At 40.4% G+C, this 15,182-nt stretch carries 14 protein-coding genes and 2 tRNA genes; 9 read left to right on the forward strand and 7 right to left on the reverse strand.

The features are described 5' to 3' along the window. Nucleotides 1-160 precede the first annotated feature (160 nt). Nucleotides 161-1,021 carry a hypothetical protein gene (locus H2245_RS01190; protein ID WP_182405191.1) on the forward strand — a complete coding sequence of 287 codons (861 nt, stop codon included), beginning with the start codon at nucleotides 161-163 and terminating at the stop codon, nucleotides 1,019-1,021. Between the two features lie 77 nt (nucleotides 1,022-1,098). On the opposite strand, the gene H2245_RS01195 is transcribed toward H2245_RS01190, so the two are convergent. The 5 genes from H2245_RS01195 to H2245_RS01215 form a co-directional block, all read right to left on the reverse strand. Further along, a complete protein-coding gene (locus H2245_RS01195) occupies nucleotides 1,099-1,941 on the reverse strand; it encodes a hypothetical protein (RefSeq protein WP_259365026.1) in 843 nt (280 codons plus the stop codon). A 328-nt stretch (nucleotides 1,942-2,269) separates the two neighbouring features. Next, nucleotides 2,270-2,596, reverse strand: coding sequence for a CopG family transcriptional regulator (locus H2245_RS01200; RefSeq protein ID WP_182405192.1), 327 nt, complete (start codon nucleotides 2,594-2,596; stop codon nucleotides 2,270-2,272). A gap of 208 nt (nucleotides 2,597-2,804) precedes the next feature. Beyond that, nucleotides 2,805-2,880: transfer RNA gene (locus tag H2245_RS01205), tRNA-Asn, on the reverse strand. A gap of 323 nt (nucleotides 2,881-3,203) precedes the next feature. Continuing rightward, a tRNA-Asn gene (locus tag H2245_RS01210) sits at nucleotides 3,204-3,279 on the reverse strand. A 247-nt stretch (nucleotides 3,280-3,526) separates the two neighbouring features. Then, on the reverse strand, nucleotides 3,527-4,729 hold the full coding sequence (locus H2245_RS01215) for a pyridoxal phosphate-dependent aminotransferase (RefSeq protein ID WP_182405194.1): 1,203 nt from the start codon (nucleotides 4,727-4,729) through the stop codon (nucleotides 3,527-3,529). Between the two features lie 493 nt (nucleotides 4,730-5,222). Here H2245_RS01215 and H2245_RS01220 point away from each other — a divergent pair, with 493 nt between their 5' ends. The 8 genes from H2245_RS01220 to H2245_RS01255 all read left to right on the forward strand — a co-directional run bounded on the left by H2245_RS01220 (nucleotide 5,223) and on the right by H2245_RS01255 (nucleotide 13,625). After that, nucleotides 5,223-5,960, forward strand: a complete 738-nt coding sequence (locus tag H2245_RS01220; RefSeq protein WP_182405196.1) for an SDR family NAD(P)-dependent oxidoreductase — start codon at nucleotides 5,223-5,225, stop codon at nucleotides 5,958-5,960. A gap of 51 nt (nucleotides 5,961-6,011) precedes the next feature. Next, nucleotides 6,012-7,754 (forward strand): NAD(P)/FAD-dependent oxidoreductase, encoded by a 1,743-nt coding sequence (locus H2245_RS01225; protein WP_182405198.1) that lies wholly within the window; start codon nucleotides 6,012-6,014, stop codon nucleotides 7,752-7,754. Nucleotides 7,755-7,855: 101 nt separating this feature from the next. Then, a complete protein-coding gene (locus tag H2245_RS01230) occupies nucleotides 7,856-8,794 on the forward strand; it encodes a DUF1365 domain-containing protein (protein WP_182405200.1) in 939 nt (312 codons plus the stop codon). 138 nt (nucleotides 8,795-8,932) lie between these two features. Then, complete coding sequence (locus H2245_RS01235; RefSeq protein WP_182405202.1) at nucleotides 8,933-9,475, forward strand: heme-binding protein; 543 nt, start codon at nucleotides 8,933-8,935, stop codon at nucleotides 9,473-9,475. A gap of 153 nt (nucleotides 9,476-9,628) precedes the next feature. Then, entirely contained in the window at nucleotides 9,629-11,047 is a 1,419-nt protein-coding gene (locus tag H2245_RS01240; protein ID WP_182405204.1) for a cyclopropane-fatty-acyl-phospholipid synthase family protein, read from the forward strand. Between the two features lie 161 nt (nucleotides 11,048-11,208). Beyond that, entirely contained in the window at nucleotides 11,209-11,619 is a 411-nt protein-coding gene (locus H2245_RS01245) for a DUF2177 family protein (RefSeq protein WP_182405206.1), read from the forward strand. A 168-nt stretch (nucleotides 11,620-11,787) separates the two neighbouring features. Next, nucleotides 11,788-12,336: an acyl-CoA thioesterase gene (locus H2245_RS01250; protein WP_182405208.1), complete on the forward strand. Its 549-nt coding sequence runs from the start codon at nucleotides 11,788-11,790 to the stop codon at nucleotides 12,334-12,336. A gap of 182 nt (nucleotides 12,337-12,518) precedes the next feature. Next, a complete protein-coding gene (locus H2245_RS01255) occupies nucleotides 12,519-13,625 on the forward strand; it encodes a cation diffusion facilitator family transporter (RefSeq protein WP_259365027.1) in 1,107 nt (368 codons plus the stop codon). Between the two features lie 146 nt (nucleotides 13,626-13,771). On the opposite strand, the gene dps is transcribed toward H2245_RS01255, so the two are convergent. Together dps and H2245_RS01265 are read right to left on the reverse strand one after the other, a co-directional pair. Beyond that, a complete protein-coding gene (gene dps, locus H2245_RS01260; RefSeq protein WP_182405210.1) occupies nucleotides 13,772-14,254 on the reverse strand; it encodes a DNA starvation/stationary phase protection protein Dps in 483 nt (160 codons plus the stop codon). Between the two features lie 400 nt (nucleotides 14,255-14,654). After that, on the reverse strand, nucleotides 14,655-15,074 hold the full coding sequence (locus tag H2245_RS01265) for a GFA family protein (protein ID WP_182405213.1): 420 nt from the start codon (nucleotides 15,072-15,074) through the stop codon (nucleotides 14,655-14,657). Nucleotides 15,075-15,182: the final 108 nt, after the last annotated feature.

Here is a 15,182-nt window from a genome sequence, read left to right on the forward strand (position 1 = left end):
AAAGTCTCTAGTGAGCAATACTTAGAGACTTTTTTTATGACTAATTAGATCATAACTGTAAAAAATAACTAGAAAAAACGAATATGGCTTAACAGTTGCCTATAAATAAAATATTGTTTATTCTCTTATGCTTTGAGTAATATCATTTGAGGCGGGAATAGTGAAAAAATTAGCTTTGTACTTGGTAGTGGGCGCCACTCTTTTAGGCTGCGGTAGTGATGACTCTAGACCAGGCGTTATGCCAGGGTTACCGCCCGGCGGTACAGGTCAACCGACAACTCCTAACCAAGGCGGCTCTACGCCCAATCAGCCGCCGACTGACTCAAACACGCCACCATCAGGACCAGGCAATGAGCAATCTAATGCTCAGCTGCTACCTGGCATTTATACCGGTAAAGTCAGTGATGGTAATGATGTAGAAGGCTTAGTAGATGATAATAAACGCCTTTGGTTTATATACTCAGAAGATGATGATATTTTAGGTTTCATTAATAGTAATAATAATGTAAAAAGCAGCAATGGCAAATTCAGTGAAAAAGGCAAAAACTATTCTTACGAAGCTAGAAACTCGTTCAATGTTACTATTGACGGAGATCTAAAAGCATCAAAAGTTATTACCGGTTCAGTTACGGGCGTGCCTTCAGATGTAGTGACCTATAATTTACAGTACGATGATACGCTATCTGCTAAAAAACAGTCGCTCACTATGATTAATAATAGAATATTTAACGGTGATTCTTATGTAACAGGAGATAGTGCTGCGGGAATAACTAGAATTACATTTGGCACAAATGGTAGCTTTACTGGTTTCGGAGAAGGCTGCTCTATGACTGGTAGCTTGATCCCGTCCGCTTCAGGACGCTACTTTAATGCTAGCGTCAAGTTCACTAGTGCTGGCTGTTTTGCGAATGGTGAAACACATTCCGGCGTGGCGTTATTAGATAATAATAATGAATTGATATTCCTTGGTACCGATAATAATAGAAGTAAAGCGGTATACTTTAACGGTCAATCTCGTTAGTACTTCATAAAATGATACGTATAGCAAAAGCCCCAATCACTCTCTGGTCGGGGCTTTTGCTATACAAACTAAATCAATTATTCAACGTCAATAGGCTCAGGGGAAAATACAACTTCTTGCCCATCGCTTAGCTTGATCACCCCTTCATCAATAGTGATAGTAACATCCTGTGCATTTTTAATAGCCCGCATCACATTAATATCCTCAATACTGGTTTCAATAACTATCATACTAGAGTGGTCAGCGGCAATAGCTGGCTCGAAATGTGTAAGCGGTATGTTAAAAAGCCTGCCTTTAGGGAGTTTGGCATCTTGCATGAGTAATGTGCCTTGAAAACTATCAATTGCAACGGTGCCTTCATTAGACAAGATAAATTGTAACTTCACTTTATTTAAACGGTCACTAGTACTGGTTTTGACCGGCAAGAGCGCGATAGGATAATTTTGCGCTTGCAACTTACCAGCTTGATGATTGATACCCACAGGACTTTTTTTACCAGTTGGGTTGTTTGGGTGTATGCGCTCATATTCGAGCTGTTGTACCAAAGCTTGTTTAATAGTAGTACGCGGTATCGCGCCTGATTCATATGCGTCGCTAAGTTTCATACGTAACATATAGCGGCTTAGTAACTGCTGATCGGGTTCGGGCAACTGCTCTAAGGTAGCGCCCAGCTTTTTTTGCCACTGATTGGAGTCGGTAGGTATGGTCTGCTGGCTAAGTTCTGTTTGGTTCTCTGAACACCCAGCGATTAATGACATCATTATCGCTAGAGATATTATCAATGCCAGTAATGGCAATCGCATCAATGAGTGGCGCACTCTGTGCTGATGCCACGCCCCATTAACACATATCGATAATATAAATGGCTGTACGTATATTTCTTTATCGGCAAGTAACCATTTTTTTAACCTGATAAACATAACCGACCTCCTTTTTAACGCTCATTATTTATTGTCAATTATTATTTATAATGAAATTGCGAGCAAACTGATAATGAATCATTCTAGTGAATATACCCTGTTTATATAGGAAAATATTGCACAATGTAAAAATCACTTATCAAAGTAGAGAAAAAGACGGAAATGATGGAAAAAGAAAAATGGTTTGTCAGGCTAAAAGAATCAAAGTAAAACTAAATAAAATAGTCGCGATTAAAGACAAAGGTTATAAGACCGCCCAACGAAATATAATATTGAATACTAATTATTTAATGACTTAAACACCATAGATCAGATTAAGTCCGACCGGCTATTTATCTTGTAGCTCAGATAACGGTTGGGTCGTGTGCTTATTATGGGTCACTACAATTGCTTCATCAATAATACGCTGACTGACACCATTCTTGCGCAAGGTTTCGATAAACACCTCATCATGAGCCAACGTGTAGTCTTGGTGGTCACGGTCAAGTCCTTGACGAATATACAATCGTATCAACCCTTGAATACGCTTAAAGCCAAGCTCTGCAGCCGTTGAGTTTAACAACTCAATCATCTCCTCAGATAGACGAATACTGATCGGACGCATGACTTTTTGTGGGTGCGCTGAAAACTTATTTTTGATGCGTACAGGTATCATAATAGACCATTATTTTTAGTGACTAGGAATAAAGAACTTGGACGAGAATCGTTAATACTCACCATACAGCAAAGCGCAGTGAAATAAAATGCCAGTGTGCGAATGGGGTAGTGTCGTATCTAAATGGCGATATAGTTCAAGGGGAAATCAAAAAATATGCAACCATAAAAAAACCTTCACCGTATACGGGTGAAGGTCTCTTCGAATATGGCTCCTCAACCTGGGCTCGAACCAGGGACACACGGATTAACAGTCCGACGCTCTACCAACTGAGCTATTGAGGAATAGGCTGTTATAACTTGCATAATTGAAATAACATATCGTTATGATAATAATGCTACAAACTGTCTAACAGTGTTTGCGTTATGTGGGAGGTATTCTAGCCAAGGTTCTGGTGTCTGTCAACCCTAACGCTAAAATATTTTTTATTATTCAAGTAAAGTAGCAGAAAATCGGATATTTAGCCGTACTTAGCGGTAACTCATTTGGTCAAAGGTATTAAACAAGTTATAAAAAAAGATATAAAAAAACCCTCATCAAAGAGATGAGGGTTTTGGCAAATGCCATAATCGAATCAAAAGGGATTCAAATATTTACTACTAGAATGTGGCTCCTCAACCTGGGCTCGAACCAGGGACACACGGATTAACAGTCCGACGCTCTACCAACTGAGCTATTGAGGAATAAGCGGTAAGGGTTACTATCTTACTGCGAGCTTAGAATAAACGCTTTCGAGTTCGTCCTAAGTGGGGCGTATTCTAGCAAAGATAAGATTTTCGTCAAGCTTTATTTTTAAATATTTAATAAAAAGTACGAAATAGTGTGTATTTAGTCATTATTTTACGATAAAAAAGCAAAATAAAAAAAGACGCCCACAATCGGGACGTCCTTTTTCTTTATAGCTGGTATTTAATTTTAGGTGATTAGTGCTTATTCAGCAACGTCCAGTTCCGCAACGGCTTTTTCAATACGAGCGAGCGCGTCTTTTAGCGTGGCTTCATCGGTAGCGTAAGAGATACGCATATGACCACCAAGACCAAATGCATCGCCAGGTACGACAGCAACGCCAACTTTTTCTAGTAACCATGCTGAGAATTCAGTACAAGATTTTAGACCAGCGGCTTTAATCAAAGGCACGATATTCGGATACACGTAGAATGCGCCATCTGGACGCAAGCAAGTGATGCCTTTAATAGCATTTAAGCCATCAACAACGAGGTCACAACGCTGCTCAAAAGCTGCAATCATTGGCTCTAGGACGCTTTGATCACCACTGATAGCCGCTTCAGCTGCCACTTGGCTGATTGAAGTTGGGCAAGAGGTTGATTGTCCTTGTACTTTTTTCATCGCGCCAATCAATTTTGCCGGACCACCAGCATAACCAATACGCCAGCCCGTCATGGCATACGCTTTTGACACACCATTTAGAATGATGGCTCGCTCTCTTAACTCAGGCGCTGCATTTAAGATGTTGTAGAACTTGTCATCTGTCCAGCGAATGTGCTCATACATGTCATCTGATGCGACATAAACTTGTGGATGCTTTTTGAGCACTTCAGCAAGGGCTTTTAGCTCATCTAGGCTATAAATCATACCCGTTGGGTTAGAAGGACTGTTTAGTACCAACAGTTTGGTTTTGTCAGTGATAGCGGCTTCTAACTGTTCTGGCGTGATTTTAAAGTCTTGTTCAGCAGGACATTTAACGATGACGGGTACGCCTTCAGCCATAATAACCATGTCAGGATAGCTGACCCAGTACGGCGCTGGAATAATGACTTCATCACCTAGGTTAATAAAGGCTTGCACAAGGTTAAAAAATGACTGCTTACCACCAACAGAAACCAAAATCTCATTTGGCGCATAGCTGATGTCGTTATCGCGTTTGAACTTCTCAATAATGGCTTTTTTAAGCGAAGGTGTACCGTCAACAGCGGTATATTTGGTAAACCCTTCATTAATCGCTTTAATCGCTGCTTGTTTCACATGTTCTGGGGTATCAAAGTCAGGCTCACCTGCACCTAAACCTATGATGTCTTTACCAGCTGCTTTAAGCTCTGCGGCTTTACTGGTGATGGCAAGGGTCGGTGAAGGTTTAATACTGTTGACGCGGTCAGACAATTGCAGTTCGCTCATTGGAGATCCTTGTAGTCTTGGCTTTGGTTTTAAGCACATAGATACCGGCGATAAAGGGGCTATCATCAGTTTATGTACAGTTAGAATATGCGGTATAAGTATTATTATTGGTATTAAGTCGCTAAATGCAGCGCTCTAAAATTTGGTTTATCGCATTGTAACATGACAATACAGCACTGTCTTAAGCACACATTAACGGAAAGTATAAAAAATATAGAAAATAATGTTGCTATTTAAAGATAGAGAGACTGGATAGAATTAGTCGTTTTATTAATGATGATAACCGTGAGTGGCTAATCATTCGTTTGCGAAGTTACAACAATAGCAACCACAGCTTATATTACACTCAGTTGATATTCTATTATTTAGTTTTGGTAAAAAAATAACGAGTTTTAATTAGTTGTACCTCAAAAAGACAATGGTTATTCGTTTAAAGTATTGATAAGAATACTCACTAAGTTAAGCGATTTATACTGATAAAAGGATACTTAAAATGAGCACTCCTCCTAAAAGTCTACATATTTTAATAACTGGTGCGACGTCTGGTATCGGTAAGCAATTGACAAAAGACTATCTACTGACGGGTCATACTGTGTATGCGGTTGGGCGTGATGACGAGGCGCTTGCTGAGCTACAAGGTTTAGGTGCAATGCCTATCAGCGTGGATTTGATGGATCGTGACAAGGTGCTTGATGCGTTTGCCAACATTAGCCAGATTGACTTGGCGATTTGCGGTGCTGGCATGTGCGAATATTTGGATATGCCCAATTTTGATAGTAGTGTGTTTATGAAAGTTATGACCGTGAATATAGGCACATTGTCGCATACGATAGAGGGTATATTGCCACAATTGATTGCATCAAAAGGTCGATTAGTTGGCATTGGTTCAGCCTCTGCTTATGTGCCTTTTGCTCGTGCCGAAGCTTACGGTAGCTCAAAAGCAGCGATTCATTATTTGATGAAAACTTTACAAATCAGCCTTGCACCGCATGATGTAGCGGTCAGCTTAGTCGTACCCGGATTTGTAGAAACGCCAATGACTAAGCAAAACGACTTTCCTATGCCCTTTATCCAAACCACAGAGCAGGCAAGCCATGCCATTCGTGAGGGTATTGACAATGGTGATGAAGTCATTGAGTTTCCTAAAAAGCTAACTTTACCGCTAAAGACGTTAGGCGCATTGCCAGATATGGTGTGGCAACAAGTCAGCAAAAAGATGAATAAAAAATAGCTTGTCTTGATATACCTGAGAATATCTAAAAAAATAATAAGGAACGCCTTTATGTCGTTTTTCCATCGTAAAGTTACGCGTACAACAGCAGTCTCTAATACCTCTAATTCTAAAACCTTTAATGGCTCTAACGTATTTAATAACAGCAGCCGCGATTTACATGACTCTCTAAACGTCCCAGATAAAAAGCGTGTCGCTATTATTGGCTCAGGCGTATCAGGGCTGACTTGCGCCCATTATCTAGCTAAGAAATATGACGTGACGATATTTGAAGCCAATGACTATATCGGCGGTCATGTGAATACGATTGATGTGACGCTGCAAAGTGGTAAAAAATCGAAAAGTAAGCATGTAGAAACGAGTGCAATTGATACTGGCTTTATTGTCTTTAATGAGCGTACTTATCCCAATTTTTTTCGACTGTTACATGATTTACAAGTTCCGTTTCAAGCAACAGACATGAGCTTTTCAGTAAAAAACGTTGCCCGTAATTTTGAATATAATGGACATACGCTAAACACTTTATTGTCGCAACGTAAAAACGTATTAAACCCAAAATTTTGGCAATTTATTAAAGATATTTTACAGTTTAATAAGCATATTCGCCAGTTACGTCAAGATTTCGACGCTGCGAGAATGCAAGGTCAGGATGTGAGCGTTTTAACGAAGCAGACGCTCGGTAGTTATTTAGACAGCAAACATTATGGCAAATTATTTACTGATAATTATTTACTGCCAATGGTGTCTGCCATTTGGTCAACGAGCCTTAAAGAAGTACAAGATTTTCCATTAGTATTTTTTGCGCAGTTTTTTGATAATCACGGGTTGCTTGAGGTGGTCAATCGCCCGCAGTGGTTCACGATTAAAGGCGGCTCAAAGCAATATGTGAATAAATTGGTCACGCGCTTTGTGAAAGCGGGCGGTACGATAAAGGTAAATAGCCCAGTAGCTACGGTGTCACGTAGCGCAGATAAAGTTATGGTTAAGAATAAGACAGACGGTAATACGCAAACGCTCATATTTGATGAGGTTATTTTTGCTTGTCATGCTGATACTGCGCTGCGTTTATTGGCAGATGCCAGTCATGACGAAACGGAAATATTAAGTCATTTTCACTTTACCAATAATACCGCTGTTCTACATACCGATAGCAGTGTGCTACCGAAAAAGCCTTTGGCATGGGCAAGTTGGAACTATCTGATTGACAATAAAATAGACAGTAAAAATGAACAAACGACCTCAAAACCCGTGCTCACTTATCATATGAATATCTTGCAACGACTGACTAAGCAGCATAATTATCTGGTGACGCTGAATCCGGCGACACTCAATAAAAGCATTGATGAGGCGCAAGTGATTAAGCAAATTGATTATAGCCATCCGGTTTATAACAACGAGATGATTGAAGCGCAAACACAATGGTCACGGATTTCTGGCAGTGGTTTGCATACCCATTTTTGCGGGGCCTATTGGTTTAACGGCTTTCATGAAGACGGCGTTAGAAGTGGGCTGCGTGTCTGTCAGGCATTGGGTAGCAATATTGATATCAAAGATGAAGTTGACCCAAGCCATTTACCGGATGCCGAGAATGCGCATACACCATTTCGCTATAAAGATTTACCTGTAAAATCGGATAAAAACGCGCGTAAATTGCAGAAACGTCAGGTTGTGACGGCAACTACCAATCAAGAATTGGTTGATTATATTGCCACTCTACGACCTAATGTGCCTGAATTTAATAATAAGAAAAAGCGTGGATTTTTTAGCAAACGTATTAAGTCTAAAGTTGAATAGTTCTAAGGTTGAATAATTTTAAAGTTAAGTAGTTCTGCGATAAATTACTAAATCAGTGGTTAAATGAATAGATAAATGATGTGATAAATAAAGAGAGCCTTATGTCTAAAACTACTAGCTCGTCTGACTCTACATTACCGAACGTATTGCTTCATCCCATACCGCATCAGCTGTTTCATGGGACGACATGGCATAGTCGTTTGCTACCCAGTGTGAATAAGTTTGCTTATCCGTACCGTTATTGGGGTGTCAATATTAGCGCCTTAGCCGCAGGGCAGACGTTACCAGAGGTTACGACAACATCGTTTAGTAAAAGTACATTATTTAAACAAGGGTTACTTAAAAAAGGACTACCGTTATTTTCAGCACAACATCGCGCTTTGCAGCAGTTTTGTGCAGATGATTACCTAATAATTGATGCTCAAAGTTCAGAGAAAGCGGTGGGCGACGATTTCGAAGCGCTTAAACACCGGTTAGAACAGACATTCATAAAACAGACGGGTAGCGCCCCACTAGGCGATATGATTGGAATGATGGTTTGCCGTAATGCAGGACTTTATTTCAGTCCGGTGAATTTTTATTTGGGTTTTGATAATGAACAAACGCCGACGCATTTATTAGCAGAAGTCTCTAATACGCCATGGGATAAGCGCCACTATTATGGATTTTTACTAGAAGGTGCGGATACTGAATTTTGTCACGATAAGGATTTTCATGTGTCACCGTTTAATCCCATTGACCAGCAATATCGCTGGCAAGTGTCGGTAAAAAAACAGCCAAACCATTGTTTACAAGTTCGTATTGCGATTAATATCAGTGACGCGCGCGGTGAAGTATTAAAAACAGGTATAAAAATGACAGGCTTACCACTGACTAATGAGAGCGTTCGCCACAGTTTACGTAAAAATCCACTGATGAATATCACCTCACTTACTCGTATTTATTGGCACGCTTTTAAGCTCTATGCCGTTAAAAAAGTACCTTATATTAATTATGATGAAAAGTTGGCAGACAGTAAGCAGCAAGAAAGACATCAATAACAATTTGTTAGTAGGACTTACAACGTTTACATTTTTGATAAATTAAATTTAACAATTATAAGATATGATTTAAATGCTAATTAACAGTAATTTATACCAACTTTGCTTATAACAGTGGTTTATTTTTTAAGGATTTTTATGTTATCAATCTCAAAATCAGTATCAAAAGCGGCATTTGCCCTTGCAATTATCGCAGGCAGTACGTCCGTTATGGCAGCCCCATCGGCTGTTAAACCCAGTCTGGTATTACAACAATCTAATGTTTCACTGACGCTTGCCAATCAGCTCATCGACGCCACCATGGCAGCGTGTCATGCTGAAGGTAAATCTGCCGTTGTTGCAGTTGTTGACCGTGCTGGTAACCTTATTGCGCTACAGCGTGATGATAGCGTAGGTCCTCATAATACTGATGCCGCTATCCGTAAAGCATATACCGCACTATCTACCAAAACGCCTTCGCGCCTCTTGGCGAACAATGCCCGCGCCAATCCAGATTCTAGTAACTTAAATACCGTACACGATTTATTGCTTATCGGTGGCGGTGTGCCATTAAAGTTCGGTAATGAGGTGATTGGTGCAATTGCAGCGGGTGGTGCTGGCGGGGCTATGCAAGATGAAAGCTGTGCCCTAAAAGGTATTGAAAAAGTAATGCCTACTCAAAAACTGATGCCAAGGAAGTAAGAAGTAAATAATTTGAACGTGAAGTATGTTTGGTATTTAACAATTAAATATCAAATGTGCTTCAGATGTTATCCAAAATGACGTTATCTAATATGATGAAGACAACCCTACTCTAAAAAGCATAAGCTCATTTGCCACAAGGATGATAAGACGATGCCAGCACGCCCAACAGACCGCACGCCAACCTCAACCTTAGAGAAAATCACGGCCCGTATGAATCAAGCGGTCAATGATACCACTCTGTTAAAACCGATTAGCCAAGGTGTGAATCATCTAGCCAGAAAGGTGGTATTTCGTGCGCTCAGCCATTTACAGTTTGGTAGCTTGACGTTAATTGAAGACTTCGATGCAGAAATGCCAAACAGTCAAACCTTTGGGCAAAAAAATACTGGCAATTTAAATGATAGTTCTACTACAGCTGCCAGTAGTTCGGCAGTAGGGCGACATGCGCTCGATGTGACGCTCATCATTCATGATAGTAACGTCTACCGTCAGCTACTATTTGGCGGTTCAATCGCACTTGCGGATAGCTATATTAATGCTGAATGGGATACCGATGATTTAACGGGATTTATACGACTAGCGGCACGTAACTTAGCCGTACTTAATAAATTAGAAAGTCGTTTTGCCCGTATTAGCAAAACCTTTGAGAAAACCAAGCACCAATTACGCAGTAACGATCAGACGGGCGCGAAGTCCAATATTCTAGCGCATTATGATTTGGGTAATGCGATGTATGAGCGCTTTTTAGACCCAACGATGATGTATTCCTCAGCGGTTTATCCAACGCCTGAGATTTCGCTAGAACAAGCGCAGCAGCATAAATTAGCGCTTATTTGTCAACGCTTACAGCTTAAAGCTGATGATCATGTGCTTGAAATTGGTACAGGTTGGGGCGGTTTTGCCATTTATGCAACCAAGCATTATGGCTGTCATGTGACCACTACCACGATTTCAGACGCTCAGTATCAAGAAGCGCAACGCCGTGTCAAAGCGGCAGGTTTGGCTGATAAAATTACGTTACTCAAGCAAGATTATCGTGAGCTAACAGGGCAGTATGATAAGTTAGTCAGTATTGAAATGATTGAAGCGGTTGGTCATGAATTTTTACCGACGTTCTTTGCTAAGTGTAATGATTTACTTAAACCCACAGGCTTGATGGTGCTACAAGCCATTACTTTTAATGATCAGAATTATCGTAATTATATTGACTCAGTCGACTTTATTCAGACCCATATTTTCCCCGGTGGCTGTCTGCTCTCTAATCAAGAGCTCACCACTCAATTCACTGAACAGACCGATATGGTCATCAAGCAGTTGCATGATTATGGTTTTGATTATGCCTATACGCTGCGAGATTGGCGTGCATCATTTATGTCGCAGCGACAAGAGATTAAAGCCTTAGGTTATGATGAGGCATTTATTCGTTTATGGGAGTTTTACTTCTGTTATTGCGAAGGTGGCTTTTTAGAACGTACCATCGGCGTGGTACAAGTGACAGCGGTGAAGCCAGATAATATCGACACGCTACATTTTTCTGATTTACCAGTTAAAGTCGCTCAATGCGCTTAAAATTATAATCTTTGTTAAATAATGACATCAAGTGATGGCACTTAAGTATAAGTAACGACAAGAGCATAACAATAAACAGATAATTGTTATAAAGCGATATTAACCTATAAGTAAAAACTGGCGACATCTATAAAGCATACCATCATAAAAAGGATATTATTATGGGCTATGTATTTATCTACCTTACTGCCGTTGTCATATTTTTGGGCATTGATTCGGTGTGGCTGACCACCATGAAAGGCGCATTTTATGAAGCGCGTATCGGTCATTTGCTTGCTGATAAACCCAATATGGCTGCCGCTGGCGTATTTTATCTGTTTTACCTGCTTGCCTTATGTATTCTCATTTTATATCCCCAAATTAAAGCACAGGCATCCATTGGGCATATTTTTTTATTGGGTGGTCTGATTGGTCTCATGGCATATGGAACGTATGACTTTACCAACTTGGCGTTGTATAAAGGCTTTACGCTCGACACCGCATTGGTAGATTTTGCATGGGGTGGCTTATTAACCGGTTCAGTCAGCGCACTGGTTGCGTGGCTGGCATATCGCTTTCATTGGTTAGGTTAAATTTTCTTCATTCTTATAGATTTAATTTATTCATAACACCATATTAATGGCGTATACATGCTTGCCATTAATAAAAACTATCTGAACATCCCGAATATGCGCTACACTAAATCTGTGCTATCTTAAATAGCGCACCAACAATGGATGTTTATAATAGTAAGGATTGCTATGCCTCAAGATAATACCTCTTCAACTGCCAAAAAAGCCCCCTTAAATCACGAACTATATATGTCGATACTGATGACGCCTGATATGGCAAACTTCATCGGTAATGTTCATGGTGGTGACTTGCTCAAAATGCTTGACCAAGTTGCCTATGCTTGTGCCAGCCGGTACAGTGGTAGCTACGTCGTTACCTTATCGGTCGACCAAGTGATGTTCCTTGAGCCAATTTACGTCGGTGAGCTGGTCACTTTTGCTGCCAGTGTCAATTATGTTGGTCGTACTTCGATGGAGATTGGTATTCGCGTTGAGGCTGAAGACGTACGTGCACGTACCATTCGCCATACCAACAGCTGTTATTTCACTATGGTAGCGGTAGATGATAAGGGTAAACCTACCCCAATTCCTCCATTAAATATTAAGAATCCATTGCAAAAATGTCGCTTTGATGCCGCTCTAGAGCGTAAACGTATGCATCAAGAAGGGGCCAACCGTCCCAGCTGCGATATCTCTTTATTAACTGACAGCGATGATTGTGAAGATACCAGCCAATAAGTTTTAACTGATAAGTTATAAATATGTTATACAACGACTCACGAAATAGTTATTGATAATTAGCAACTGCTATTTTAAGCTAAAACATCTATAACCAAGAAGCAGGGCAGTTATAGTAACGCTGTGGCAGATATTATCTGTCGCAGTATGTATCGTAATTGCACTGTGATAGTGAGTCGAGTATGAGCCTAAAACCATCTATCGCTAAGCCCACCACTCAGCTAACGGCTCCGCCACATGCTCAAAGTATTCCGCGTGCGCGCGGTGCAGGCATATCTCCTATGTCTCATGTCAATGATAATGCTGACAGCGTAAACATTCCTAATAGTAGTAGTCCTGCGCCTATAAATAATAAAAAACCTTCAAGCTCACTCACTACAGTATTAGTCGCTGTTGGGGCAAACTTACTGATTGCCATCGCCAAAACAGTGGGCGCTGTGATGACGGGTTCTGCATCTATGATTGCAGAAGCGGCGCACTCTTGGGCAGATGCGGGTAACGGCACATTGTTAATCGTTGCTGAAAAGAAGTCGGTGAAACCTGCCGATAGAAGTCACCCATTAGGCTATGGCAAAGAGTCCTACGTATGGTCGATGATTGCGGCATTTGGCGTCTTTATGGCAGGCTCGATTGTCTCAATCTACACTGGTGTAACAGAGTGGAACGCTGCTGAAACTGAGACCGACTATACGATTGGTTTTGTCATCTTAGCGGTCGCCTTTGTGCTTGAAGGCTTGTCATTGATGCAAGCTTATCGGGAAAGTAAAAAGCATGGCGAGGTACTGAATATTAGTGCGCTTGGTTATGTGATTGATACTTCTAACCCGACATTGCGTGGGGTATTTTTTGAAGATTTAGCGGCGGTCATTGGCTTGGTAATTGCTGCCACTGCCATGGGCATGCATGCATATACCGGAGAGCCGTTTTGGGATGCATTGGGTTCTATTGTTGTCGGGCTGTTATTAGGTGGTGTGGCAATATTTCTGATTAGCCGTAATCGTGATTTTTTGGTTGGTCATAGAGTGACGGATAAAATGCACCATTATGTGCTGGGCGAGCTGCTGGCACATGCCGATATTGAAAGCGTGTCATACCTGCATTTAGAATGGGTAGGACCTAAGAAGATATTTATGGTGGCAGCGGTCGATATCACGGGTAATCAACAAGAAAACGATATTGCCCAAAAATTTGAAGATATTGAAAATCAATTCCGTGCCAATCCAATTTTTCAAGAAGCTATTTTAACCTTGTCAGTGCCTAACGCTCCAGTGCTCAAGCTTAAACCTTAGCCGTTGAAGTTTTAAAAATAACTGCTTGGATATCTATGCTAAATAACTACTTTTAAATAGTATTGCTTAAAAATAAGCCATAAAAAAGGTCACCAACTAGGGTGACCTTTGTTTAATTTCTATTTAAATTTTACTTAATTTAAAACTTACTTCTTCGGGGCGTTGGCACCAATAAACCATGCATCTTTATCAACGATACGGCTTACTTCAGTCAATAAGTCAGCGGTATCTTCATCACCAGCATCACCAGCAGTATCAATGCCTTCACGCAATGAAGCCGCAATGATTTTGTAGCGGTTAGTCAGCTCACGAACGTGTTGGTCAACTTCCGTGATTTCAGTAGGATAAGTCTCTAAGATAGAGTCCTCAACCACACGTTTAGAAATACCATTAGCTTTACCGCCAAGAATAACAATGCGTTCAGCAACCGTATCATAAGCTTCAGTTAAGCGCGCATGAGTATCATCTAATAACTGATGAACACCAATAAAGCCAGTACCTTGAAGGTTCCAATGACACTGCTTGCTATCCATACTCAAATCGATCAGATTTGCTAGATTGGCGTTTAACAAATCAATCATTTTTTGGGCAGTTGCATCATCAATTCCACTAGCGTAACGTTCTCTCATTTTAAGCTCCATTTTTTATTTGTTAAGGGTTTTATTGTTCTATATTAAGAGGTGTACGTTTAGAAAATTTATTTTTAATATAATTTTTGCTACGTTCATACAGCTGATTTAATAGTGTATATTCGTTATATAACACACTGATTAAGGTATGAATTATTTATCCAGTGCCGATAATAACACCTTGTCTGCGCAATAAAACCCCTAAGATTTAGGCTTTATACAGTGGTCGTGTAATGAGTGTGTTAATCATGAAAAGCTTTGTAAATATAACGATTAAAATAGGTTGTTCGATAACAATTGGCGCACAAGTTAGCCCCTTTTAAGGAGAATTAAAAGGGGCTAATTTAAAGAATAAAGGTAGCCAGTATTTGAAATATCTAATCAATAAGCATAAACAATATTAATTTTGAGGCTTAATGCCTTTTTCGGCAAATTTATCAAACAATTGCTGCTGAGTTAGGTTGACCGTATCATTAGCGAATGCATAATAATCTGGCTTTTTATCAATGAAAATCTGGCTCTCAAAGGTCAGGTTAGGATTGTCTTGGAACAGGCCAAGCGATAGCACATAAGTCTCAGAACCCAGCTGATGATAATACAAATTAGTACCACATTTATGGCAAAACGCACGCTCCGCCCATGCTGAAGAGGGATAGACGGTTATAGAGTCTTCACCTTGAATGTCAGGTTTTGAGTGACTATGTATCGCCATCAATGGTCCGCTACCCCAACGGCGACACATCGTACAATGACACGCCTCGAAGGTATTGATATCTTCTAATTCAATCGTCACGTTACCGCACAGACAATGACCTTTCATAACTCATTCCTTGATTAATTGTCCCTGAACTATACCTGATATGGGCGCTTGTTATTGCGTGTTTTTGCATCTAGCTGGGGTAAATCTATGAGCTGTTTATAGTATTTT

It is taken from the genome of Psychrobacter sp. GP33 (assembly GCF_014119005.1).
Taxonomy (GTDB): domain Bacteria; phylum Pseudomonadota; class Gammaproteobacteria; order Pseudomonadales; family Moraxellaceae; genus Psychrobacter.

Bases quoted from the DNA above. Each gene is read 5' to 3' on its own strand.
- H2245_RS01240 (WP_182405204.1), top strand. From the start codon at position 9,629: ATGCCAGCACGCCCAACAGACCGCACGCCAACCTCAACCTTAGAGAAA.
- H2245_RS01200 (WP_182405192.1), bottom strand. From the start codon at position 2,596: ATGATACCTGTACGCATCAAAAATAAGTTTTCAGCGCACCCACAAAAA.
- H2245_RS01255 (WP_259365027.1), top strand. From the start codon at position 12,519: ATGAGCCTAAAACCATCTATCGCTAAGCCCACCACTCAGCTAACGGCT.
- H2245_RS01250 (WP_182405208.1), top strand. From the start codon at position 11,788: ATGCCTCAAGATAATACCTCTTCAACTGCCAAAAAAGCCCCCTTAAAT.
- H2245_RS01220 (WP_182405196.1), top strand. From the start codon at position 5,223: ATGAGCACTCCTCCTAAAAGTCTACATATTTTAATAACTGGTGCGACG.
- H2245_RS01230 (WP_182405200.1), top strand. From the start codon at position 7,856: ATGTCTAAAACTACTAGCTCGTCTGACTCTACATTACCGAACGTATTG.
- H2245_RS01235 (WP_182405202.1), top strand. From the start codon at position 8,933: ATGTTATCAATCTCAAAATCAGTATCAAAAGCGGCATTTGCCCTTGCA.
- dps (WP_182405210.1), bottom strand. From the start codon at position 14,254: ATGAGAGAACGTTACGCTAGTGGAATTGATGATGCAACTGCCCAAAAA.
- H2245_RS01195 (WP_259365026.1), bottom strand. From the start codon at position 1,941: ATGTTTATCAGGTTAAAAAAATGGTTACTTGCCGATAAAGAAATATAC.
- H2245_RS01265 (WP_182405213.1), bottom strand. From the start codon at position 15,074: ATGAAAGGTCATTGTCTGTGCGGTAACGTGACGATTGAATTAGAAGAT.
- H2245_RS01215 (WP_182405194.1), bottom strand. From the start codon at position 4,729: ATGAGCGAACTGCAATTGTCTGACCGCGTCAACAGTATTAAACCTTCA.
- H2245_RS01245 (WP_182405206.1), top strand. From the start codon at position 11,209: ATGGGCTATGTATTTATCTACCTTACTGCCGTTGTCATATTTTTGGGC.
- H2245_RS01225 (WP_182405198.1), top strand. From the start codon at position 6,012: ATGTCGTTTTTCCATCGTAAAGTTACGCGTACAACAGCAGTCTCTAAT.